This is a genomic window from Listeria sp. ILCC797, assembly GCF_900186185.1.
In the GTDB taxonomy this organism is placed as follows: Bacteria; Bacillota; Bacilli; order Lactobacillales; family Listeriaceae; genus Listeria; species Listeria goaensis.
The window spans coordinates 458,890-483,872 of sequence record NZ_FYBS01000001.1; the positions used below are offsets into that span (position 1 = coordinate 458,890).

Sequence of the window (24,983 nt, forward strand, 5' to 3'; positions counted from 1 at the left end):
TGTCCAAAGAGCCTCCTGATTTATTCAAACAGTTTTTGATATTCTGCATAACCTTCTTTTTCCAAGTCACTTCGTGGTACAAAGCGAAGCGCTGCTGAATTAATGCAGTAGCGCAAACCACCACTTTCCCGTGGTCCATCTGTAAACACGTGTCCTAAATGGGAGTCGGCTTCTTTTGAACGAACTTCTGTCCGTCGCATGCCGTGACTCGCATCAAATTCTTCTGCGATTTCTGCCGCATCAATTGGCTTTGTGAAGCTCGGCCAGCCGCAACCCGCATCATATTGATCTTTAGAAGAAAAAAGCGGCTTTCCAGATACGATATCCACGTAAATACCTTCACCAAAATGATTGTAAAATTCATTTTCAAACGGGCGCTCCGTTGCGCTTTCTTGCGTCACTTTATATTGTAAATCCGTGAGTTCGCGTAGCCTTGCTTGTTTTTTCTCATTATTCATAGCGCATCACCCTTCCCAGTGCGACTGAATAAACTGATCACGGCCAGATGCATTTCGGTAGCCCTTATAATGACGCGCATCTTTTTTATAAAAATCTTGATGGTAGTCCTCTGCCGGATAAAACGTTTCAGCCGGTACAATTTCCGTTACAATCGGTTTTTTAAAACGACCACTTTTGTCTAAAGCTAGTTTTGATTTTTCGGCAATAGCCTTTTGTTCAGCATTATGGTAAAAAATTGCTGGCCGGTAGGAATCGCCGCGGTCAACAAATTGGCCAGTCGCATCAGTTGGATCCGTTTGCTGCCAGTAAACCTCGACTAATTTATCATAAGGAAAAACTTCTGGATCAAACGTAATTTCAACCGCTTCCGCATGTCCCGTCTTACCGCTACAAACTTCCTCATACGTTGGATTTTCCGTAAACCCTCCCGTATATCCCGATACAACTTTCAAAATGCCCGGTTGCGTGTCAAAAGGCTTCACCATACACCAAAAACAACCGCCTGCAAATGTCGCTTTTTCTAAATGTTTTTCCGTCAAAATTATCACCCTTCCTACCAAAAAAACTATTTCACTGGTACTAAAAGTGTAAACGAAATATCATCTTTCTTCAAATTTAGCGCATCGACACGAACTTTCGTATCCCCTTTTAATTTTAAACGATCGAGTGCAAGATAGATTGTTTTCTTTTTCGGAATCACCGTCACCCAATCAGGGAATTTATATTCCTTGTTCACAAAACTCATCACAGAAGAAACCGGCAGCGGCAGCGCACCAACCGACATACTTTTAAGCGTGAGTAGCACATTTCCATCGTCCACTACTTTTGGGGAAAAATTAAGTGTCAGCTGGATCGGTTCATTAAACAGTTCCGCTTCCGCTTGGAAAGTCACCGTGTTGCCAACATAAACGTCATAGCCAATATCATCATCATTCGTAAAATCATCAATGTACGTCGCAATCAGCTTATTTAAATCCGCTTTCGTCGTACTCGTTTGAAACTCCACATTCTTTTTATTGCTAATTAAAGCCGGCCCACCAGATTCAGTAGGACTTAAAACGAAAATCGACAAATAAATCCAAATGAAAAATCCGCCAATAAGAAGTAATAACGCCAAACAAATGATTTTCCAATAATTTATTTGCCGCTTTAAATCCGCTTTCGTTTCATTATTTCGCTTGCTCCGCTCCAAACCAATCACCTTTCTTATTTTGGAATTTCCCCGTCTTGTATCGCTTGATTTATGCTTCCATAAAGCTCAGCCGCCATCTTTTCATAGCCTTTATGATTCGGATGGAAATAATCACCCGAAAGTAGCGGGTTCGGCTTGTCCATATTTTTCTTTTCGCGATTTTCAATAACATTCGCAACTGGCACAAAAATAACGTCTTGTTCGTCTGCAACAATTTTTTCAGACCCTTTATTCCAACTCGAAATAATCGTATCCAGTTGTTTAATTTGGCTGAAATATGTGGTGTACGGATTATAAATCCCCACTAAAAAAACAGGCGCATCTGGATTTAAGGTACGGATTTCTGAAAAGAGGGTGACTAATTGCTTTTGGAAATTTTTTTCCGCTTTCGTAAAATCACTTACTTGTGCTTCAAGTAAGCGCGACTTGAGGATTTTCATGACATCATTTCCCCCGATTGTAATTGTGACGACATTCGCCTTTTTTAAATCGGAACGGAAATCCTCATTTTCATCCAAACGTTTTAAAAGCTGATCAATTCGGTTGCCCGAAACGCCATAATTATACGTTTTGACGCTTCTGACATCCTCATTTTGTTTCAGTTCTCGCTCTAAAATCCCGACATAGCCGCCATTTTTCTCTTCATCGCCAATGCCCTCCGTCAAGGAATCGCCCATCGCGAGCAATCGAATTGGCGTCTGTTCCGCAATCCTTTTTTGCTCCATATAATCTTTCAAATAAAATCCGCCTAGAATCCCCGCAACAATGACAAATACGGCGACTAAAAGCCAAATCCATTTTTTCTTCATCTATCTTATTCACTCACTTCATTCAGTATAGTACATAACTGCAAAAGCGCCGTTTCCTGCATGCGTTGCCACAACTGGGTCGGCATTAAAAATCGGCATTTTGCTAAGCTGTAATATTTCCATCGCCTGCGCTTTGAACTCCTCGGCCATTTTAAGACCATTCGCATGTTCAATATCCAGCTCGACAATTTTTTTCGACTCCGTTTTAATCACATCAAATAAATACGACATGATTTTTTTGTTGCTTCGTAATTTAGCCTCTTCTTCTAGCTGGCCATTTTTTAAACGCGCAATCAATTTAATGTTTAACAGACTACCTAAAATCCCTTGCACTTTCCCGACGCGCCCACCTTTAATAAGGTTTTCAAGCGTCACAACGACAATATAAAGTTTCGTTTTCGACCGAATTTCCGTCATGCGCGCCGTAATTTCCTGAACCGAAGCATCGCCAGATTTCGCCAATTTAGCTGCCTCAAGCACTTGGAAAGCTTGGCCTCTTGCGATATAATCCGTATCAACAACGGTCACATTTCCTTCAACCATTTCGGCAGCTTGTCTAGCCGTATTCACCGTTCCACTTAATTTTTCCGTTAAATGAATGGATAAAATATCGTAACCTTCAGCAATATATTTTTCATACATCTCAACAAAATTCCCAATTGCGGGTTGAGAAGATTTTGGTAAACTTTTTGACGAACTCATTAAATCCATAAAAGCTTCCGGTGTTAAATCGGTTAGCGGATTATATATTTTCCCGTCAACCTCTACAGACAACGGTAAAACCGCAATCCCCCACTCGTTTTGTTCTTCAACTGAAATACATGCTGTAGAGTCCGTAATAATTTTTATTTTCCTCATACTTTCATCACATCCAATTTTCGCTTGATACTCCCTATTATAACGTTCAATTGGCTATTAGGATAGTCATATTAGGAAAATCTCAGAAAACTCTTTTCATTCTAACATTTTTGCCGTAAGATAAAGGTATTACAAAAGAAAAGTTTGGTGATAAAATGAACACGATTTCCTATAATTTTAAAGAAGAACTCGCGAACGCCATCACGCACGGTATCGGCTTTTTACTTAGCATTCCAGCCTTTATTTTACTCGTCCTATATGGCGTAACGAAAAATGATCCTCTCTATTTAACCAGCTTTCTCATTTACGGCATCTCGCTTATGGTTCTTTATCTTTGCTCCACACTACTGCACAGTTTTAAGCCATGCAAAGCGCGCAAAATTTTCAACATTATGGATCACGCATCCATCTACTTACTAATCGCTGGCACCTACACACCGTTCGTTTTAATCACCTTAGAGGGCGCACTCGGCTGGACGCTCTTCGGCATTGTCTGGGGGCTTGCACTTCTCGGCATTACGTACAAAATCTTCTTTTTGGAAAAATGGCGGGTTCTGTCAACCATCGTTTATGTCATCATGGGGTGGCTCGTTTTAATCGGCATTAAGCCGCTTTATTCCGGCCTTAGTGCAACTGGTTTTTGGCTTCTCGCTACTGGCGGCATCATGTTCACGATTGGCGCTGTGCTTTACAGCTTTCCAAAAATCCCGTACATGCATGCGATTTGGCACCTATTTGTCATCGCTGGCACAACCTTTATGTATTTCTGTATTTTGTTTTATGTATAGAAAAACGCCACCGGGCTCTTGCCCGGTGGCGTTTATTTAATTTGCTTCAGCAAAAGTTGCGCATTAATCGCCACAATAATCGTACTTAGCGACATAATCGCCGCACTAATTGCGGGCGGTAAAATGAACGGGTATAAAACGCCTGCCGCAACTGGAATGGCAATCACGTTATAAAGCGTTGCCCAAGCCAAGTTTTGCACCATTTTGCGTTTCGTTAATTTTCCCCAATGAATCACCTTGAACACATCTTCTGGATTGTTTTGGATTAAAATAATATCTGCCGCTTCATTTGCGACTTCCGTTCCGCTCCCAATTGCGATGCCAACACTCGCTGTTGCTAGGGCTGGGGCATCATTGACACCATCGCCAACCATTGCTACGTACTCCCCTTTTTCTTGGAGTTCCGTTAAAATTTGGAGTTTTTCTTCCGGTTGAAGTTCCGCAAAGTAGCCATTAAGTCCAAGTTCATCGCTCACATGTTTCGCGACCGCTTCATTATCTCCTGTAGCCATAAAAACGCGAATCCCGTTTGCCTGCAAATCTTTCACCGCTTGCTTCGATTCCGGCCGAACCTCATCAGCCAGCTCAACTTGCCCAATCAGCTCGCCTGCGATGACCAAATACACAACCGTTCGTGCCGCAGCATCTTCCGTTTTAAGCGGCTTCAAATCAAAATCTACCAGCGCCTTTGGACTAAGCACCGCATGCTTTTCGCCGTCAATCAAGCCACTAACCCCTTTTGCAGTTAAAGCTTCAAAACCAGTAACATCGTGCTTCCGCACCTCATGCTCCTTGCCGTAATTTGTAATCGCGCTTGCAATTGGGTGTTCTGAAAACTGCTCGAGGGAAACAACGCGCTGAAGGACTTGTTCCTCCGAATAATCGCTTTTAAAGCTCACGACCTGAACAACCGTAAAATTCCCGATTGTCAGCGTACCCGTTTTATCAAAAACAACGGTTGTCATTTTGCTACTATTTTCAAATGCCGTCCGGTTGCGGATTAAGACGCCGTTCGCTGCCACTTTCGAAATCGAGTTAGAGGCCACGAGCGGAATCGCGAGTCCAAGAGCATGCGGACAGGCAATAACCATGACGCCAACCATCATCATAATCGCAAACGACGGTTCCCGCCCTAAAGCCAGCCAGACAATTAAAGTTGAAAAACCCGCTGCTAGTGAGATATAAGTTAGCCATTTGGCTGCACGGTCCGCTAGATTTTGCGTTTTTGATTTGGCGTTTTGCGCTTTTTGCACAATATCAATGACCGTCTGCAAATAAGATTCCGCCCCGACTCCCGTCACACGAAGCGTTATCGTGCCACTTCCGTTAATCGAGCCGCCAATCACCTGGTCTCCCGTCACACGCTTGACCGGCCGTGATTCCCCCGTCAGCATCGACTCATCAATATGCGTGCTACCACTTTCAATTTCACCGTCTGTCGGGATTTTATCGTTTGCACGCACGAGCACCTTGTCGCCTGGCTGAATATCGCTAATGTCTACCTCCACCTGTTTCCCGTCCACCAGTTTAATTGCCTGTTTCGGCAAAAGTCCTGCAAGAGCTTCAAGCGCTTTTGACGCCCCCATAATCGAACGCATCTCAAGCCAGTGCCCAAGCAGCATGATGGAAATCAGCGTACCTAATTCCCAAAAGAAATCCATGCCATGAAAACCGAAAACCGTTGCTACACTGTAAAAATAAGCAACTGAAATGGCGACACTAATTAAGCTCATCATGCCAATTGCATGGTCTTTCACTTCCGAGACAGCCCCTTTTAAAAACGGTAAACCGCAGTAAAAATACAAAATGGATGCGAGAATAAGCTGCACAAATTCCGTCCCGGGAAATGTCAATTGATAGCCAAAAATATCTTGCACAGCAGCAGAAAGCACGACAAGTGGGACTGTCAAAAAGAGCGAAATAATAAACTTCTTCTTAAAATCCCCCGTATGATGCCCCGCATGTTTATCGTGCATATGCTCCGAATCTTCCTTATGCAAATCATGGTGATGACTATGTTCATTTTCCATCAATCACACCTTCTTTACATGATATTTCAGACTGATACGTTTTAGTTCACACAAATTCAAAGTTTTTCACAATCTGATTTCCATCACTATTGTAACATCAATTTGTGAATTTTTCCGAAAAGGACTTCGCAAAATAAAGTCGCATGAAATCTTTTTCGATTCCATGCGACTTTTCTAGAGCGCATTCAATAAATCAAATTGCGCCTGATACAAATTGTAGTAATAGCCTTTTTGCGCCATGAGTTCATCATGACTACCAGCCTCCTGAACGAGCCCATTGTCAATATAGAAAATTCGCGAACTATTTTTAATCGTGGAAATCCGGTGCGCGATAATAAATGAGGTCCGTCCTTCTAACAAACGTTCAAGTCCCTCTTGTAATAAAATTTCCGTTTTAGTATCAATGCTTGAAGTCGCCTCGTCTAAAATTAAAATCTTCGGATCCGCAAGAAGCGTTCGCGCAAACGAAATGAGTTGCCGCTGTCCAGCCGAAAGCGTGCTACCACGCTCTTTAACCTCCGTATGATACCCGTCTTTTAAATCCTTAATAAAATCATGTGCCCGAACGATTTTCGCCGCCTGAATAACCTCTTCTTCCGTTGCATCTAGCTTCCCGTAACGAATATTCTCAATAATCGTCCCGGAAAAAATAAAGGTATCTTGCAGCATGACCCCCATTTGACTGCGCAGCGAATGAAGTGTCACATCACGAATGTTCTGCCCATCAATAGCAATTTCCCCTTCATTCACATCATAAAAGCGGCTCAGCAAATTGATGACCGTCGTTTTCCCAGCCCCAGTTGGCCCAACAAGCGCAATCGATTCGCCAGCTTTCACATGAAAATCAATTCCTTTTAGGATATCATGATTTTTTTCATAGCGGAAAAAGACTCTATTAAAATCAACATTCCCTTTAATTGGACGCATTTTCGCAGCGTGCGGCAAATCTTGAATATCCGGTTTTACATCAAGCGTTTCAAAAATCCGCTCAAGATAGGTCGTTGCTGTAATTAGCGCATTATAGAAATTCCCGATATTAATTACCGGATTCCAAAAATTCCCAACATAGCCGACAAAGGCAATTAGTGTCCCTGTTGAAACATCTACGCCTAGCCCTCTTATGCCGACAAAGTAAATCAAACAAGTCGTCATTACCGCAATATTTTGCACACCCGGCCAAAGTAAAAACTGGATTTTAACAGCCTTCATCCACGACTCCCGGTAAGCATCGCTCACATCGCTAAAAATTTCAAAATTCTTTTCTTCACGCGCAAAACTTTGTGTGACTTTAATACCCGCAATACTTTCATGAATATAGGCGTTCATATTTGATGTTTTATTGCTTAAAACTTGGTATGCCTTGCGTTGAGCCGTTTTGATGACTAACACGATAATAAGTAAAACGGGCACAAGCGCTAAACTATAAAGCGTTAGCACAGGATCAATAGCAAACATAAAACCAAGTGTCACAATCACGCTTAAAATATCTGAAATAAGATTAATTAATCCATTTGATAATAGGTCACTCAGCATATTAATATAATTGACGACGCGAATTAAAATCTTGCCGTGTGGGCGACTATCAAAATATGAAAATGGTAGCTTCTGCAAATGACTAAAAATCGCCGTTCGCATATCCTTTAAAATGTCTTGCCCGATAACCGTAATTGAATAAATTCGGTACCGCATACACAGTCCAGTAATGACAACCGAAAGAATGAAAATGACGGCAATCCAAAATAGCTGAGTATAATCTTGATTCGGAATCGTATCATCAATGACAATTTTAGTTAAATAAGGACCCGCCATTTGCGCAATGTTCGCTAGTAAAATGACAAATAACGTCAAATAAATCGGCTTCTGGTAAGGTTTAATATAGACAAAAATGCGTTTTAAGTGCGCCGCATTGAAGCCCTCTTCTAGTTCCTCATCAACATCAAATTTATTCCGTGCCATCGCCGCTCACCTCCGTTCCAAGTTGCTTATGATAAATTTCATAGTAGTATCCTTGCTTCTCAAGTAACTCCGCGTGATTTCCACGTTCAATCACTTCTCCGCGGCGGAGAATCAAAATTTCATCCGCATCTTTTACCGAAGAAATTCGGTGCGCAATAATAAACGTCGTCGTTTTATGCGTCACTTTTTTTAACTCATCTTGAATTTTTACTTCTGTTTCCATATCCACTGCAGAAGTTGTATCATCCAAAATTAAAATAGAAGGCTGCTTCAATAAAGCTCGCGCAAGCGAAATCCGCTGTTTCTGTCCACCCGATAAACCAACACCGCGCTCACCAACTATTGTGTCATAACTTTCCGGCATCGTTTCAATAAAATGATCCGCATCAGCAATACGCGCCATCCGCCGAATATCTTCCATTGAAGCATCTGGTGCGCCAAACGCGATATTGCCCTCAATCGTATCCGAAAACAAGAAAATATCTTGCATCACAGTTGCAATATGCTGTCTAAGCTCGCGCACATGCCATTCTCTTGCATCAACACCATCGATTAGCACTTGCCCAGAAGTTGGGTCATAGAAGCGGCAAATTAAATTGACGAGCGTTGACTTACCTGCTCCGGTTTCCCCTAAAATCGCAATCGTTTGCCCTGGTTTAACTTGAAAAGAAACATTTTTTAATACCTCGGTTGTTGGATCATCTTCAAAATGAAAAGAAACATTTTTGAATTCAACATACCCTTCAATCGTATGTGGCAATTTTTCAGCGCGTAGTGGAATTTTCGCTTCTGCTTTTAGCATGTCCCGAATTTTAAAAGAAGAGGCGATAAAACGCTGCGCGTCATTGATTAACCAACCACTCATTCGCATCGGCCCGTTCAGCATCCATAAGAAGCCATTAAATGCGACTAAATCGCCAAGTGACATTTGCCCTTTCATCACTAAGTAGCCACCTAGAATAAGTGTAATAATGGTTAACATACCTGCTAATGAATCAAGCACTGGTAAATATTTCTTAGAAACTTCTGCAGAATCTAAGTTACGCTTTTTAAAATCAAGATTGTGCTTATGAAATTTTTGCATCTCGTAGTCTTCCCGTGCGAAGGCTTTTACAACACGATTTCCACTAATATTTTCCTCCACCATGGAATTAAGGCGCGAAAAACTTTCCCTAATTTCATAAAAAGCGGGTTGTGCCTTTTTAGACATCAAAATGGTAAGAATCGCTATAAATGGTGTTAGTAGTACGAGAGTAAGTGTTAGTTTCCAATCAATAGTCAGCATGATGCCAATCGCAAAAATAAACAGGAATAAATTTTCCAAAATATTATAAACAACCCAAGAAACGAAATGCCGAATCGCATCTGTATCCCCTGTCATTCGCGCCATAATATCCCCAACACGAGTGTGATTGAAAAAGTTAAAATCAAGCGCTTGCAATTTTTGGTAAAGGTCTTCACGAATTTGATATAATCCGTTTTGTCCAATCCGTTCGAACAAAATTTGATAACTATAGCGAAAAACAGTTCGAATAAAGGTACTTATAATCATAATAAGCAAAATCGGAATGAGCAAAGAAGTCTTGTGCTGATAAACGACCAAGTCAATCACCTTACCGCCAAGCAATGGATAAAGAACGCTAATAAGCGAAGCAAGAAATATAAGAATAAAAGCAATTAACAAGCGCGTACGATAAGGCCTCACATATGTCCAAATCCATTTTAAGCTGTCCAAGTGCGAACACATCCTTTTGAATTAATATACAAGTACTTAGTTTACACCGATTTTATTAAAAAAGAATGGTTAATCTTTCCCATAATGATGGACTTTATTATATAATTAAATCGAGGCTTGTAAGCGTTTAAATCCAAAGGGGGAAAGAAGATGCTCAAAATCGATACCAACACGTTTAATCCGCAAATTCTTTATGTGGGCGATTGTTATACGAACGAGCCACGGATTGGCGAGAATCACCATCATGATTTTATCGAGTTTTCCATTATTTACGAAGGACAAGTGAAGTATAATATCGAAGGACGTGAGGTTCTTTTAAGTCGTGGCGATATGCTTATTCTAAACCCAGGTGTGCGCCATTTTGATATTGCCGAACGAGGCATGCAAAATATCCAGATTCATATCGGTTTTCGCAATTTTTCTTTAGCCGGCTTCCCGCGCAACACCTTTCCTTTTAAAGAAACCGTGTTGCAAAAAAATCAGTTAAGCTCGAAAATTTTAGCCATTTGTGAGGATATCCTTCGAGAAAAGTCCGAAGAAAATCCTGGCTATGATTTACTGCTAAAAACTTACGTTATGCAACTTATTATCCAAATATTGCGCGAAGCAGAACCAGAACAGATTCAAACAAGCGGCTTAAAACTGTCTATGGAAGAACTTGAAAAACAACAAATCGTCAATGAAATCATTCACTATATGGAAAAACACCACACCGAAGAAGTTTCCTTGTCACGCCTATCCGAAACCATGTACATTAGTCCCGCCTATATTTCTCGCGTTTTTAAAGAGGAAACTGGCGACTCACCGATTCATTACCTGATTAAAATCCGCCTCGAAAAAGCCTATCTGCTACTAAAAGACGGCCACCTAACCGTAAAAGAAGCCGCCAAACTTGTCGGCTACAATGATGCCTATTATTTTAGCAAACTCTTCAAAAAACATTACGGCTTCCCGCCGTCTCAAACGAGTTGAATTAAACTTTTAACAGTAAAGAAATGATTAAGATAGCTCTCATAAAGAAAACCCAAAGAATTAGAAAATCTATTCTTTGGGTTTTTATGTTTTACTAACTACTGAATATTTACAATTCCTCATAAAATTTGTCTTTATTTTTTATTCGCTTAGTTTTCAAAAATTTGAGAAACAGATGGAGCCCCGTTATTAGCACAAGATAACTAACTAAAAATAAGCCTGATAATAGTAACAAATCATTTCGAGTTGAAGTGCATCTTGCAAGTTCATTTTGATAGATTCTTTTCAATAAATTCAAATATCTATTTTTTTTATCAGTCGTGATGTCCACAATTTCTTGAGTCGATACCCCAAGTTCTTGTTGCATCTCTAAATTAGTTGTATATTTACCCTTACTATTTAGGATTTCAAAAACTGTATAGTCACTTAATTCAGCATGACCACGCACAACAAGAATATTTGCATCAGTTGGCAGTTCAGACTCAATACTAATATTATCTGTATATATAACTTTAAAAAGAACGTTAGGAACAGAGCTCTTTTTTATGACCTTTCCAAGTTCTCTTTTATCAGTCGAATTAGCTGAAACTATAAATTCATCATCATAGATTAGTTTATTTATCCCACTTCTCTGCGTATAATTAAAAGTAATCTTATCATCTAGTTGCTTCCATTCTTCATCATACTTAGGATGAAGAAAGTAAATAGTCTGCTCCTCAATATCTTTATTTTGTAATTCAATCGTTTTTTTTATCGAACTAAAATTAACGACCAAAAACAGCAAAACTCCAGTAATACTTAAAACTACTAACCATTTTTTATTCATATATAACCCACTCATTATTATTATTTCTAACATTTTCAAGAAATTGTATAGCAACTTGAATACGATTTTTGAATTCTTCGTCTGAGAGTTCTTGTGTTTTCAAATATTCCGCAAAATCTTCATATTGTCCAAACAAACTATACATTCCTTCATCATAATCTCCAGTTCCTAAATTTGTTATGAACACTTCACATCTATTTGTTTTTGATTGACTTGTTATTTCGAAAGCATTTGTTTGAAATGTGTGATTTCTCCGTCATATTTCGACATGGTGCCACCTTCCTTTGTTTATCATCTCACAATTTGATTATATACAATTTTATACCGCATGACAATAAAACAAAAATTTCATTTAATAATAAACTTTACGAATTAGAATTCGTTGCTCCATTTAGGCATGTTTCCAATTCAATCAAAATGGAATGGCAGGGTCTTCTTTTTTAAAAATTTTAATTGACTTATGTTTTATTTCATTGTATTCTTAATACCAATAATTCTTATCGGAATTATAAACATTAAAAAAGGGGGCTTTTTATTTGAATACCATTTTAGTCATACTTAATTTAGTTGTGGCGCTTGCCATTATCGGACTTTTTATCTTTTTACAAAAGCGTCATGTTTCATTCTCAAAAAGGGTTTTACTCGCACTTTTCGTCGGCATTTTAGCCGGATTTATATTACAGTGGATTTACGGCATGTCAAGCGTTGTTACAACAGAAACAACCGACTGGCTAGGGATTATCGGCGGAGGTTACGTCAAATTCCTACAAATGATTGCCATTCCACTTATTTTTGTTTCCATTATCACCGCTTTTACACGTCTGGAACTCAAAACGAATATCGCTAAAATCGGAATTTGGATTATTGGAACACTTATTGTAACGGCGGCAATTGCTGCTGTGGTTGGTATCGTTTCTGCCCTACTCTTCCATTTAAACGCCGATAATATCTCACAAGGTGCGGTAGAAGTCGCACGCGGCAAGGAGCTTCAAGACCGGTTCGCAGAAATTGGTGATCTTACTTTACCCCAAAAAATCTTAGAATTATTACCAGCTAATCCGTTCCTCGATATGACTGGTGCAAGAGCAACATCAACCATTGCCGTAGTTATTTTTTCAGCCTTTATCGGCGTCGCGTATCTTGGTGTTAAACGCAAGCAGCCAAAAGAAGCAGAAATTTTTTCGCGCGGCATTGATGCCATTTTCGCCATCGTTCTTCGCATCGTGAGATTAATCCTTCGCCTAACACCGTATGGCGTTTTCGCGATTATGACAAGTACTGTTGCGACAAGCGATGCTAATGCGATATTGAAGCTAGGGAACTTTGTCATCGCCTCTTACGTTGCCCTCATCACCATGTTTATTATTCACCTATTAATCGTTGCGATTGCAGGCGTTAACCCTATTACTTATGTAAAAAAATCACTCCCCGTTTTAACATTCGCTTTTACTTCCAGAACGAGCGCGGGAGCCTTACCTCTCAACATTGAAACACAACGCAAACTAGGTGTGCCGTCAGGGATTGCCAATTTTGCCGCATCATTTGGACTTTCCATCGGTCAAAATGGCTGTGCTGCCATTTATCCAGCGATGCTTGCCATTATGATTGCACCAACAGTCGGCATTGACCCTACTTCGATTAGCTTCATTCTGACCGTAGTTGCCATTGTAGCCATCAGCTCGTTTGGCGTAGCCGGTGTTGGAGGCGGCGCAACATTTGCAGCCATCATCGTATTATCTGCCTTAAACCTACCCGTTGGACTTGCTGGCGTTTTAATTTCAATCGAACCTTTAATCGACATGGGGCGTACCGCGCTTAACGTGAGTGATAGCATGGTATCCGGAATCGTCACAAGTCGCGCCACAGGCTCTCTTGAAAAAGAACAAGAAACTGAAGAAGTTGCCGTATAATATGAAAAGGAGCAAGGCGACCTATCGCCTTGCTCCTTTCTCTATTTTCTTCAATCGTTTTCTAAAAATGATTTCAACACGGTTTCCCGGGAACGATTCAATTAGCGCAATTCCCGTTATCTTTCCTTTAATCGGCGAAAGATTGACCCCGTACCGATAAACACCCGCGATTTTTTCATTGTGTAAATGACTGGAAATCGTCGTATGCGGCGTCCATCTGCCCGGTAAATAATGCGATGTCGGATTGCGATTGTAGTCATCAAATAAAAGGTGATGCTTTTCATGTAGAGACAGCAACTCTCTTGTTACCGTAGGAGCCAAGAAAACTACGCCTGACTTTAAAAATGTGCCTACTGCATTAAATTCCACTTTTATCTCATACTGCCCTTTATAAAAATGCACAAGCTTATTCACAAATTGCTGATGCCGAATATTATCGTACGTAGCAAGCGTAATATGTGGCATCCGGTGGCGCATGTCGTCCACATAATTTGACAAGCCACGCCGTTTCAATTCAAACCAAATGTCCTTAATCTCTCGCTCCGTATTCTCATCAAAAAGTGCAATTACAGCATACATACAACCACCTCCGCATGCTTTTTTACCAGTTTTCCCCTTCCAACTTAGACTAAACGTTCACCTGCTCTTTTTCCAACCCAAATTCCACATAAAAATCACGTTTTGTTTCTAAAAAATAACGTAAATCATTCATAAATTGAAAGAGCACCGCCCGATTTTCAAATTCTTCCCGCGAACTAGGCAAATCACTTTTTCGAAAAGCGCGAACAAGATTTGTAATTTCCTCAACCAGCCTATCAGCCGGATTATCTTCCGCAAGTTCAAGCGCTGTCTTCTCCGTCAATCCAGCCAAAATTTTGCTATGCTCCGTATTTCCCTTAAACTCCGCAAGATGTCGCTTCATCTGCGTCAAAACACGATACTGAACAAGCCGCATATCCACATATTGCACATAATAATGCACTTCTTTTAAAAAATAATTGTCCACATTTTGCGTAGCTCCCGCTTGCATGGCTAAAAGAGACGTTTTAAGTTCACTAAAACGAACATCACCGTCAACATAAGGCACTTCGTTTTTTAAACTTTGCGACATCGCGAATAAAATCTGCCGCATCAATGCCTCAATTTTTTGCTGATCTTGTTTTAATTTCACATCCAGTTTAGGCATATAAAGGTTTAGCAGTATTGCTATCCCCGCCCCCACTGCCATAAGCGCCATTTCATTAACAAACCAGAAAAGCGCTAGCGACTGTTCCACTAAAATGTGCGTCACAAGCACCGAACTAACGACTATCCCATCTGTCACTTTAAGACGCACAGCAAGCGGAATAAAAATAAGTAAATACAGTCCAAAACTAATCGCATTAAATCCTATCAAAAGAAATAAAATGGCTGAAATCGATAGCGCAATCACAGTCGAATAAACGCGCTGAATCGCAAGTTGCATCGATCCCTTCTTCGTATTTTGAACACTCAAAATCGTAATAACTCCCGCCGAAACAGCATATTCTAATCCTATCCACTGTGCAAGCAGTATTGCAACTGTCGCCCCAATTGCCGTTTTTAATGTCCGCATCCCAATTCGCATCGGTCGACCTCCTCTTTCACATCACTCTATGATAGCATGAAAACAAAAAATCTTGAAGAATTCTCTTCAAGATTTTGTAAAGTTTAAAATGGAATGTGTAGCCCATCAAAACGTTCAAAAAATGGCTCTAGCGTGTCAAGCACGCGATTTATGCCTCCCGCTTCGTCAGCCTCTAAATTAAACGGCATCACTGGTTCATGCAAACTCATTCGAAGTAGAAACCAGCCCGAACCATACTTGCCGCTTGTCTTAACGCGAATACCTTCAAAATTCTCCCGTTCAAGTTCAAAGTCAGGCGTCAGTTTGATAAAGCTTTCAAATTCGTGCAACACGTTTTGTCCGTAGGATTTAAAATTAGACGTCGCAATTTGAATGCGAATCTCCTTGCTTTCTTTTGGCTGCTCTAGGTCGGCTATCAAAGCAGTTAAGTCTTGACTGTTTTTCTTGAGTACCGCATATTCCATTAAAATTCGAGCCACTAAATAGGCGCCGTCATCTAAAAAGTAGTTTTCTTTCAAAGCAGCATGTCCACTCACTTCAATCGCAATTTCAGATGGCGTACCCATTTCATTTAAGCGAATCGCTTCGCCAATAACATTGCGATAGCCGCGTTTAAAACGATGTTGCTTGCCAGCATGTGCCTCAATAAAAGCTCTTAAATGGTCAGAAGTTGTTGAATCCGTCACGATTGTCGTTTCAGGATACTCTTTTAAAAGAATAGCGGAAATAACGGCGATAAGAGCATTTCGATTCAAGCTTTCCCCGTGCTGATCCATAATAGCCGCGCGGTCGACATCCGTATCAAAAATGACACCTAAATCAGCTTGACTTTCTAAAACAGCTTTTCGTAAGCTCGCCATTGCCTCATCATTGTCAGGATTCGGAATGTGATTCGGGAAATGGCCGTCCGGCTCTAAAAATTGACTCGCTGAAACGTCAGCACCTAGTGGAGCTAAAACGCGCTCTGCGAAAAAACCACCTGCTCCATTTCCTGCATCGACCACAATTTTACTGCCAGCAAGTGGCTTTTCTCCTGCGCCAACTTTTGTTTGAATCTTCCTCACTAAATCATCTGCGTAGAGGCTCATCAAATCAATATTTTCAACCGAACCAGCTTGTTCTTTCACATGCTCTCGGTCCGCATGTTCCAATATGTAAGCAATATCTTCTTTTTCAGCGCCACCCGCTTTTGTGAAAATTTTGATACCGTTGTAAAAATAAGGAAGGTGACTTGCCGTAATCATGATGCCACAATCGGCGTCAATTTCCGCGTACTGGGTCGCCATAAACATCGCAGGCGTAGTCGCAAGGTGCGCGTCCAAAACAGCGAAGCCATCTGCCGCGAGCACGGAAATAAGCTCCGACTTAATTCGTTCCGCCGATAAACGGCTGTCATGGCCAATCGCCACTTTTATGCGCCCTTTTAACCCTTTCTTTTTGGTTAGAAAAAAGGTGATGCCGCGTGCTATTTTTTGTATCGCCTCATCCGTCAAAGTCACGTCGTGTTCGTCCGTTTGAATCGCAATACCACGAATATCTGAGCCATTTTGAAGTGCTAAAAATTCAGTCATACGAAACCTCCTGTTTTTCTTTTCATTATATAACATGGAAAGCCTTATTTTAAGTCCAAATTATGTTTAGCGCCAACAACTAATTTGTAATCAACGGTGATTTTTTGAGGCGTTTTTTGTAGTAGCGCCGCTTTCTTTTCTTCCGTAATGTGCCAGCCAAGTGGTGTCATTTCCATTAAATCCGTCAGCTCCACCCGATTAAGTTTGCGCTCATACGTAATACGCTCCTCATGCAAAATCGTAAAAGTTTCCTTAAAACGTTCATGCACACGCTCATTTGAATACGTGTTTTCTTCATAAAAAAAGGCACGTAACTCGGTTAAATAATTCGTTTCCGGCATAACCTTAATTAAAATACCGTCATCCGTTAAAATTCGCGCAAATTCCTGATAACTAGCCGGCGACAAAATATTTAGAATGACATCCGTTTGTCCCGTTTGAAGCGGCATATTCGCAAGATCCGCAACCGCCCAAATTGCTTCCCCGTAATCTCTCGCAGCCTGCCGAACGCCTTCTTTTGCAATATCAAAACCAAATGCCCGAACTTTTTTCTCACTCTGGGCTAAAAGATGCGCCAAGTGACTGCCCTCGCCTGAACCAGCGTCAACCATTTGAATCTCCGCTTTATTGAAACGATTTATAAGAGGGACAATTTGCGCCGTCAGACCATCAAAAAAGCCTGTTTCAATGAGCCGTTTCCGCGCTTCAAATAAACCTTGCTCATATTTCGTTTTCACTCCGTGTGGCAGTAAAAACAAGTAGCCTGGTTTCGCAACATCAAACGCGTGCCCCGTTCCACATTTTAATGTCAATGGCCGAACAAAATGACATGGCGACGCACAAATTGGGCAACGAAATGCATCCACTGCGGCAGAAATTCGTTCCGCTCGCTGCTCTAGTTTCGATTTCATCATACCGATTTTCTTTCGTACGTATAGAAACCAAATGTAACGTTGCTTTTTTCATCACGCATGCCGTCCGTTTGGCTCATCAATTGGAAATTTGACCAGTCGATTTCAGGGAAAGCCGTATCAGCATCATAAGCCGCATCAATTTTCGTCACAATTAAACGGTCGACTTCCGCTTGAAATAAGCGATAAATTTCTGCTCCCCCGCAAATAAAGACCGACTCATTTGCCGCCAAATCCAAAATAGTTTGCTTATCATGGACCACTTCCGCATCTGGCAATTGGAGCGACTTATCACGTGACAAAACGAGATTTCGCCGATTAGGTAAAGCTTTTCCAAGGGAATCATACGTTTTTCGCCCCATCACAATTGTGTGACCGCTCGTCTGCTCTTTAAAAAACTTCAAATCGGCTGGCAGATGCCACGGCATTTTATTCTCTTTCCCAATGTTGCCCATTTTATCTTGTGCCCAAATAAAAGAAATCATCGTCATCCTCCTCAAACAGAAATCGGTGCTTTAATCATCTTGTGCGGGTCGTAGCCTTCTAGCGTAATATCCGCCACATCAAAATCGAAAATCGTCGCCGGCTTATCCGATAAAACAAGCTTCGGAAGCGGACGCGTATCACGCGACAATTGCTCTTTCACTTGCTCAATATGGTTGTTGTAAAGATGCGCATCTCCCATCGTGTGAACGAATTCGCCCACCTCAAGCCCCGTTTCACGCGCAATTAAATGCGTAAGTAGCGCATAGCTTGCAATGTTGAACGGTACCCCTAAAAAGATATCCGCACTTCTTTGATAAAGCTGACAGGATAGTTTTCCGTCTGCCACAAAAAATTGGAACAGCGTGTGACAAGGCGGCAAAGCCATGTTCGGCACATCTTCCGGATTCCATGCGGATACAATTAGACGGCGCGAATTGGGGTTCGTTTTAATCATTTGAATGACTTCCTGCAGCTGATCAATTGTCGCGCCGCTAGACGTTTTCCATTCACGCCATTGTTTCCCGTAAATATTGCCAAGCTCACCGTATTTTTCAGCAAAGCTCATGTCTTCTAAGATTTGCGCTTTAAATTTCTCCATTTCAGCTTGATAAACTTCATTAAATTTCGGATCACTATTCGCCCGCAAACCAAAATCCGTCATATCAGGGCCACTGTAATCCGCACTTTTCACATAGCGCTCAAACGCCCATTCATTCCAAATATTGTTATTGTGTTGCAACAAATAGCGAATGTTCGTGTCCCCGTGCAAAAACCATAACAATTCACTCACAACTAAGCGAAACGGTACACGTTTTGTCGTCAAAATCGGAAAACCTTCCTGTAAGTTAAAACGCATTTGATAGCCGAACGTACTAATCGTTCCAGTCCCTGTGCGGTCCCCTTTTTGCGTGCCATTTTCTAACACATATTTTTCCAAATCTAAATATTGTTTCATCGTCCCACTCCTAATTCGCAAATTGCGATAAATATTCATAACGCTCGTACAAATGTAACAATTCGGCTTCTCCTGCTTCAATTTGTTCACTTAACTCGCGAGCTTTCGTAAAATCGGCACCTGTTTCAAGTAAAGCTTCGTTCAAATTCGCGACGAGCTCTTCTTTTGTGGCAATGGCTTCTTCAATACCGGCCCATTCTTTTTTCTCCATATAAGAAAGTCGCACTTTTTCTTTCGTTTCAGCTACAGGTTTTTCCTGCACTTTTCGAACGGTTGGCTTAATTTCTTTTTGTTCTTCCAAAAGCAAATACTCGCTATACATCCCGTAATATTCTTGGACGACGCCAGCGCCTTGAAACACAAGCAATTTGGAAGCCGTTTTATCAAGAAAGTAGCGATCATGGCTGACTGTAATGACAGTCCCATTAAACGTTTCTAAATAGTCTTCCAAAACGGTCAAAGTTTCTGTATCTAAGTCATTTGTCGGTTCATCGAGTAATAGAACGTTCGGCGCGCTCATCAAAATTTTAAGTAAAAAGAGGCGCCGCTTTTCCCCACCTGAAAGTGAAGCAATCAATTTACCGTGCGTTTCTTTTGGAAAAAGGAAGCGTTCAAGCATGGCGCTCACACTAATTGTTTCATTTTGCATCGTTTTAACTTCATTTCCAATTTCCTGTAGAAAAGTAATTAGCCGCTTATCTGGATCAAGTTCGGTATTTTGCTGCGTATAATAGCCAATTTGCACTGTCTGCCCCGTCGTCACATCTCCCGCATCTGCCGAAATTTCTCCTGCAAGCATGTTGAGCAAAGTTGACTTCCCCGTGCCATTTCGCCCAGTAATCCCAAGCCTTTCACCCGGAGCAATTAATAAATTAAAATCGTATAAAATCACTTTCTGGTCAAAACGCTTCGCCACATGTTCAAGTAAAAACACATCATTTCCTAAGCGACTCGTCTTGAAATCCAGCTCTAGTTTCGTATCGTCCGCCTTCGTCATCACCTTATCTTCCAAGTCCGTAAAACGATCCTTACGCGCCTTCTGCTTCGTAGAACGCGCTTTCGCCCCGCGGCGCATCCAAGCAAGCTCTTTGCGATATAAATTGCGATTCTTTTCCGACTCTCGCACCTCGTTTTCCATCCGAACCGCTTTAGATTCCATGAAACTCTCATAGTTGCCTACGTAGCGGTAAAGCTTGCCGCGGTCGAGTTCAACGATATGATTCGTAATCCTATCCAGAAAGTAACGGTCATGCGTCACAACTAAAACGGCGCCTTTAAAGCGCAAAAGAAAGTCCTCTAGCCATTTGATTGAAGCAAAGTCCAGATGGTTCGTCGGCTCATCTAAAATGAGTAAATCGGGCGTTTCAATTAATACTTGGGCCAGCGCCGCACGTTTTCGTTCGCCACCAGAAAGCTCACTAATTTTTGCTTTTAATTGTGTGACGCCAAGTCGGTCGAGAATCGTCTTCGCTTCGGTGTTCATATCCCATGCATTCGTCGCGTCCATCTCCGCCTGTGCCCGCGCAAAACGCTCATTAATAGCCTCACTATGATTTTCTTCCATGGCAAGCAAAACTTCTTCATATTCCCGCATCGCCCGTAAATTTCGTGTTTCTCCCGCAAAAACCGCTTCTAAAACCGTTGCATTTTCATCTAAAGGGGGATTTTGTCTTAAAAAGCCAATTGTATAATCATTCGCTTTCACAATTTCTCCTGTATCCCCACTTGAAACCCCTGCAAGACAATCTAAAAAGGTGGATTTACCCGTACCATTTACGCCAATTAGACCGATGCGCTCACCTTCTGAAATTGTCAAATCTACTTGTTCAAAGAGCGTTTTATCTCCAAACGTCTTGGTTATATTCATCGCTTTTAGTTGTTTCATTTATCCTCATCCTATTCAGGTTTGTATTATCTATTCTAGCATATCCAACCGCGTATACGTAAAAAAACTTTCAATGAAAGAGGGACGTGTTGGAACAGCCCCTTCGGCAGAATCTGTTTAAGACAGTGGTTTATAATTTTAGTAGCGTGCAAAATAACTATCTTCGCTTCTCCGTCCATTTATTTTAACACAATCCCCTCAACCAATCTACGTTTTCGCAACTATTGTATTTTCGCTAACAACGCTGGTTTTTCAAGTAGTTTCGTCGTTTTTTGCATACAAAAAAGACGCGAAAATCGCGTCTTTCTAGCTTAGAATAATCCCATTGCATTTCCGTTTTCATCAACGTCCATATTCAGTGCCGCTGGTTTTTTCGGAAGACCAGGCATGGTCATAACATCGCCAGTTAGAGCAACAATGAAACCTGCGCCTAGTTTTGGAATAAATTCGCGGATATGAATCGTAAAGTTTTCCGGGCGACCAAGTAGCGTTGGCTCATCAGAAAGTGAATACTGTGTTTTCGCCATACAAATTGGATAGCGATCCCAACCGTATTTTTTGAAATCAACAATTTGTTTTTGCGCTTTCGTGGAGAGTTCGACGCCCATGCCGCCGTAAATTTTCGTAACAATTTTTTCAAGTTTCGCTTCAATGGATTCAGCATCGTCGTAAAGGCGTGTATAATTTGCTGTGCCTTTCTCAATTTCACCAATCACTTTTTCGGCAAGTTCGAGCCCACCTTCTCCGCCTTTTTCCCAAACTTCTGTAAGCGAGAATGGGATGTCATTTGCTTGGCAGAGTTCTTCTAGGGCACGCACTTCTGCATCTGTGTCTGACACAAATTTATTGATGGCAATCACAAATGGCAAACCAAATTCCCCAATGGATTCTGTATGTTTTTTCAGATTAGCAAAACCAGCTTTCAGTGCGTCCACATTTTCTGCCCCAAGCTCGGTTTTCGCTACACCACCATGCATTTTAAGTGCGCGAATTGTTGCGACAATGACCACACAATCTGGTGCTTTTCCTAAAGAAGGCACTTTAATATCTAAGAACTTTTCTGCGCCTAAATCTGCGCCAAATCCTGCTTCAGTTACAACAAATTCGCCGAGCCTAAGCGCCGTTTTGGTTGCCGAAATACTGTTGCAGCCATGTGCGATATTCGCAAACGGTCCCCCGTGCACAATCGCCGGTGTATGTTCTAATGTCTGCACAAGATTCGGTTTTAACGCATCTTTTAAAAGTAACGTTAAAGCCCCTTCATAGCCCAGTTCTCCGACTGTAATTGGCTCCCGTGCATAGTTATAGCCAATCACGATCTCGCTTAAACGATGCTTCAAATCTTTTAAGTCTGTCGCTAAGCAAATGATCGCCATAATTTCAGACGCAACCGTAATATCAAAACCATCTTCGCGTGGAATCCCTTGAACGGGACCGCCAAGACCGACAATAACTTTACGAAGTGCGCGGTCATTTAAATCCACCACACGTTTCCAAACGATGCGTCGTTGATCAATCTTCAAATCGTTGCCTTGTTGCATATGGTTATCGATAAATGCCGATAAAGCATTATTTGCCGTTGTAATCGCATGAAAGTCACCAGTGAAATGCAAGTTGATATCTTCCATTGGCACAACTTGTGCATAACCGCCACCAGTTGCCCCGCCTTTAATTCCCATTGTTGGACCAAGCGACGGCTCACGAAGTGCAATCACCGTCTTCTTCCCTTTTCTCGAAAGAGCATCCCCGAGACCAACTGTCACGGTTGATTTCCCTTCACCCGCGGGTGTGGGGTTAATCGCCGTAACTAAAATTAATTTCCCGTTTTCTTTATTTTCTAATGAATGGATGGTTTCATAGGTCAACTTGGCCTTTGTTTTACCATAAAGCTCTAAATCCTGTTCATCTAAACCGATACTTTCCGCAATTTCTATAATAGGATTTACCTTTGCTGCGAGTGCAATCTCGATGTCTGATTTTACTTCTTTCGTCATTCTATTCCCCTCCATATATGTATAATGAGAAATTGTAAAATGTAAACCCTTTCCTTTTTAGGCACCGAAAAAATCGGCCAGTAAGAAACTACTGAACGGAAATTTGATTGCGCAGCTACATTTACAATTCCGTGTTACCTTACTCATCTTTTTCCGAGTCAGCTGAATTCAGCGCTCGAAGCTTTTTCAGTGCGTCTTCGTTCTCTTCAAAAAACTGTAAGAGATCGCCAATTCGGTCAATTGAATTCCAACTTAAATGATGCTCAATTCCTTCAACATCTTCATAAACATGCTCTTCTTTTACGCCAATCGTACGTAAAAAACTTTCCAACAAAGTATGGCGTTCGAGTAGTCGTTTCCCTGCTTTGTTACCTTTCGGCGTTAAAATCAGGCCACGATACTTTTCATAGACAAGATAGCCATCTTTATCAAGTTTTTGTACCATCTTCGTAACCGAAGAAGGATGCACCATAAGTTCGTCAGCAATATCCGAAACACGCGCATAACCCTTGTTTTCGATCAGAGAATAGATTTTCTCAATATAGTCTTCCATACTAGGTGTTGGCATAGCACTACCCTCCAACTCAATTTCTTTCACATACAAATTGTACTACACTCTTCCTCGTTTCACAAAGCATTTACCCCTTTTTCTGACAAAACTTTTTCTTTTTGAAAAAAACGCACAGTAAACAAATATTAGTTTGTAAGTTTTAGTACTTTCGTCGCTTCGTTTGATGCTGATTTCAAGAATAATGATAAAAAACAAAAAAGAAAACCTTTACAAGTCAGAAGATTATAGAATTTTTTAAAAATTCTCTTGACCTCTATAGGTACTTTGGTTTATATTAAAAGTATCGTATAAGACTTTCTTGTATGACAGAAAGGTTCTTTAAAAGGGCCAAGATTTGGAGGATTTATTTCAATGCAAAATGGGAAAGTAAAATGGTTTAACAATGAAAAAGGTTATGGTTTTATCGAAACAGACGGCGGCGAAGATATCTTCGTACATTTCACAGCGATTCAAGGTGATGGCTACAAATCTTTAGAAGAAGGTCAAGAAGTTTCCTTTGAAGTTGTAGAAGGTAATCGTGGACCACAGGCGGCAAATGTAGAAAAAATTTAATGTGATGACTTTGACACGGACAAGCTGGCTTTTAGCCGGCTTTTTATTTTTGCATTTTTATAAAGAAGAAAATATAATAGGGAAGAAAATGCATCCAAGGAGGAATGTATCAGATGGACGTTTTTGTTGATGGCGCGAGCTCCGGAAATCCAGGTTTAAGCGGTGCAGGCATCGTTTTGAAAGCCGATCAAATCTACGAGCAACATGCCATTCCAATTGGTATCCTAACCAATCATGAAGCCGAATTTATCGCCTGCAAACTTGGCCTAGAACTCGCGCTCACACACAACCCGGAATTTATCCGCATCTACACCGATTCAAAAATCGTCTTAGACAGCGTTGAAAAAAACTACGTCAAAAACCCATTATTCAAGCCGCATCTAGACGCCATTTTAAAGCTCGCCGAACAAGTTCCACTTTTCTATATCAATTACCGTAACGTCGCCCAAAATAAAAAAGCCGACGAACTAGCCCGCCAAGCCATTCAATCGGAAAAATAAAAAATCAGACTCTTGCTTCCCTTCATGGTTTTCAAGAGCCTGATTTTTTTACTGCTTTTGATAGTCGAACACGTAGCCGATATCACGGAGTAGTTCAATCCCATTGTCCAATTCTACCGTTCCTAGTAAAAGTTTCAAATCTAATTGTTCTCGCACATACGCGATTATTTCTGCTATAAAACGAGGTTGATTAAGATTAATTGTGATGCGCTGACCTTGATATAAAGCTGGAACCCCTTTGTTAAACGGACAATAGCCGCTATCCCATTTTCCCGTCCTAAAATAAATAAGCAACTTCCCATTTGTATCCGCACTTTTAATAATTAAAGACGAATCATTTTGATAGTCATAATCATCAAAAGAGTACTTCCATAAAAATTTTTGCCCCTCAACTGTTATTTTACGAAATGTTGTCAT

24 protein-coding genes are annotated in these 24,983 nt (G+C 41.0%); 5 read left to right on the plus strand and 19 right to left on the minus strand.

The features are described from left to right. Positions 1-20 precede the first annotated feature (20 nt). From msrB to BN1609_RS02240, 5 genes are read right to left on the minus strand one after another with little or no spacing between them, the layout of a single operon-like run. Complete coding sequence (msrB, locus tag BN1609_RS02220; protein WP_088808615.1) at positions 21-458, minus strand: peptide-methionine (R)-S-oxide reductase MsrB; 438 nt, start codon at positions 456-458, stop codon at positions 21-23. Positions 459-464: 6 nt separating this feature from the next. Next, the gene (gene msrA, locus BN1609_RS02225; RefSeq protein ID WP_088808614.1) at positions 465-998 is read right to left on the minus strand and encodes a peptide-methionine (S)-S-oxide reductase MsrA; all 534 of its coding nucleotides are present in this window, start codon (positions 996-998) and stop codon (positions 465-467) included. Positions 999-1,024: 26 nt separating this feature from the next. After that, a complete protein-coding gene (locus tag BN1609_RS02230) occupies positions 1,025-1,651 on the minus strand; it encodes a YpmS family protein (protein WP_088808613.1) in 627 nt (208 codons plus the stop codon). A gap of 14 nt (positions 1,652-1,665) precedes the next feature. Continuing rightward, a complete protein-coding gene (locus BN1609_RS02235; protein WP_088838674.1) occupies positions 1,666-2,460 on the minus strand; it encodes an SGNH/GDSL hydrolase family protein in 795 nt (264 codons plus the stop codon). A gap of 18 nt (positions 2,461-2,478) precedes the next feature. Further along, positions 2,479-3,318 (minus strand): DegV family protein, encoded by an 840-nt coding sequence (locus tag BN1609_RS02240; protein WP_088808611.1) that lies wholly within the window; start codon positions 3,316-3,318, stop codon positions 2,479-2,481. 155 nt (positions 3,319-3,473) lie between these two features. Here BN1609_RS02240 and BN1609_RS02245 point away from each other — a divergent pair, with 155 nt between their 5' ends. Further along, complete coding sequence (locus BN1609_RS02245; protein ID WP_088808610.1) at positions 3,474-4,106, plus strand: hemolysin III family protein; 633 nt, start codon at positions 3,474-3,476, stop codon at positions 4,104-4,106. Positions 4,107-4,138: 32 nt separating this feature from the next. Here BN1609_RS02245 and BN1609_RS02250 read toward each other — a convergent pair whose 3' ends face one another. The 3 genes from BN1609_RS02250 to BN1609_RS02260 form a co-directional block, all read right to left on the minus strand. Then, positions 4,139-6,136: a heavy metal translocating P-type ATPase gene (locus BN1609_RS02250; protein WP_088838673.1), complete on the minus strand. Its 1,998-nt coding sequence runs from the start codon at positions 6,134-6,136 to the stop codon at positions 4,139-4,141. Positions 6,137-6,310: 174 nt separating this feature from the next. Beyond that, positions 6,311-8,092, minus strand: coding sequence for an ABC transporter ATP-binding protein (locus BN1609_RS02255; protein WP_088808608.1), 1,782 nt, complete (start codon positions 8,090-8,092; stop codon positions 6,311-6,313). Next, a complete protein-coding gene (locus BN1609_RS02260; protein WP_088840467.1) occupies positions 8,079-9,827 on the minus strand; it encodes an ABC transporter ATP-binding protein in 1,749 nt (582 codons plus the stop codon). Before BN1609_RS02260 ends, BN1609_RS02255 begins: the two co-directional genes overlap by 14 nt. 150 nt (positions 9,828-9,977) lie before the next feature. Between BN1609_RS02260 and BN1609_RS02265 the strand changes: the two genes are divergently transcribed. After that, the gene (locus BN1609_RS02265; protein ID WP_088808606.1) at positions 9,978-10,799 is read left to right on the plus strand and encodes an AraC family transcriptional regulator; all 822 of its coding nucleotides are present in this window, start codon (positions 9,978-9,980) and stop codon (positions 10,797-10,799) included. 109 nt (positions 10,800-10,908) lie between these two features. On the opposite strand, the gene BN1609_RS02270 is transcribed toward BN1609_RS02265, so the two are convergent. Continuing rightward, complete coding sequence (locus BN1609_RS02270) at positions 10,909-11,625, minus strand: hypothetical protein (RefSeq protein ID WP_088825304.1); 717 nt, start codon at positions 11,623-11,625, stop codon at positions 10,909-10,911. A 536-nt stretch (positions 11,626-12,161) separates the two neighbouring features. On the opposite strand from BN1609_RS02270, the gene BN1609_RS02275 reads away from it, so the two are divergent. Further along, on the plus strand, positions 12,162-13,535 hold the full coding sequence (locus BN1609_RS02275; RefSeq protein ID WP_088825305.1) for an L-cystine transporter: 1,374 nt from the start codon (positions 12,162-12,164) through the stop codon (positions 13,533-13,535). 21 nt (positions 13,536-13,556) lie between these two features. On the opposite strand, the gene BN1609_RS02280 is transcribed toward BN1609_RS02275, so the two are convergent. From BN1609_RS02280 to mntR, 9 genes are all read right to left on the minus strand, one after another. Beyond that, the gene (locus BN1609_RS02280; protein ID WP_088815123.1) at positions 13,557-14,114 is read right to left on the minus strand and encodes a 2'-5' RNA ligase family protein; all 558 of its coding nucleotides are present in this window, start codon (positions 14,112-14,114) and stop codon (positions 13,557-13,559) included. Between the two features lie 49 nt (positions 14,115-14,163). Continuing rightward, on the minus strand, positions 14,164-15,141 hold the full coding sequence (locus BN1609_RS02285) for an aromatic acid exporter family protein (protein WP_088808603.1): 978 nt from the start codon (positions 15,139-15,141) through the stop codon (positions 14,164-14,166). An 83-nt stretch (positions 15,142-15,224) separates the two neighbouring features. Then, positions 15,225-16,712, minus strand: coding sequence for a phosphomannomutase/phosphoglucomutase (locus BN1609_RS02290; RefSeq protein ID WP_088838670.1), 1,488 nt, complete (start codon positions 16,710-16,712; stop codon positions 15,225-15,227). 44 nt (positions 16,713-16,756) lie between these two features. Then, positions 16,757-17,626, minus strand: a complete 870-nt coding sequence (locus BN1609_RS02295; RefSeq protein WP_255377279.1) for a putative RNA methyltransferase — start codon at positions 17,624-17,626, stop codon at positions 16,757-16,759. Then, positions 17,623-18,108, minus strand: coding sequence for a dihydrofolate reductase (locus tag BN1609_RS02300; protein ID WP_088808601.1), 486 nt, complete (start codon positions 18,106-18,108; stop codon positions 17,623-17,625). Before BN1609_RS02300 ends, BN1609_RS02295 begins: the two co-directional genes overlap by 4 nt. 11 nt (positions 18,109-18,119) lie before the next feature. After that, entirely contained in the window at positions 18,120-19,064 is a 945-nt protein-coding gene (locus BN1609_RS02305; RefSeq protein ID WP_088815121.1) for a thymidylate synthase, read from the minus strand. 10 nt (positions 19,065-19,074) lie between these two features. After that, on the minus strand, positions 19,075-20,949 hold the full coding sequence (locus BN1609_RS02310) for an ABC-F family ATP-binding cassette domain-containing protein (RefSeq protein ID WP_088840468.1): 1,875 nt from the start codon (positions 20,947-20,949) through the stop codon (positions 19,075-19,077). A gap of 311 nt (positions 20,950-21,260) precedes the next feature. Next, positions 21,261-22,943, minus strand: coding sequence for a formate--tetrahydrofolate ligase (locus BN1609_RS02315; RefSeq protein WP_088808598.1), 1,683 nt, complete (start codon positions 22,941-22,943; stop codon positions 21,261-21,263). 139 nt (positions 22,944-23,082) lie between these two features. Beyond that, entirely contained in the window at positions 23,083-23,511 is a 429-nt protein-coding gene (gene mntR, locus BN1609_RS02320) for a transcriptional regulator MntR (RefSeq protein ID WP_088808597.1), read from the minus strand. A 354-nt stretch (positions 23,512-23,865) separates the two neighbouring features. Between mntR and cspD the strand changes: the two genes are divergently transcribed. Both cspD and BN1609_RS02330 read left to right on the plus strand, forming a co-directional pair. Beyond that, a complete protein-coding gene (gene cspD / locus BN1609_RS02325) occupies positions 23,866-24,066 on the plus strand; it encodes a cold-shock protein CspD (protein ID WP_088808596.1) in 201 nt (66 codons plus the stop codon). Positions 24,067-24,179: 113 nt separating this feature from the next. After that, positions 24,180-24,566 carry a ribonuclease HI family protein gene (locus tag BN1609_RS02330; RefSeq protein ID WP_088808595.1) on the plus strand — a complete coding sequence of 129 codons (387 nt, stop codon included), beginning with the start codon at positions 24,180-24,182 and terminating at the stop codon, positions 24,564-24,566. 48 nt (positions 24,567-24,614) lie between these two features. Here BN1609_RS02330 and BN1609_RS02335 read toward each other — a convergent pair whose 3' ends face one another. Then, complete coding sequence (locus BN1609_RS02335; protein ID WP_088808594.1) at positions 24,615-24,983, minus strand: hypothetical protein; 369 nt, start codon at positions 24,981-24,983, stop codon at positions 24,615-24,617.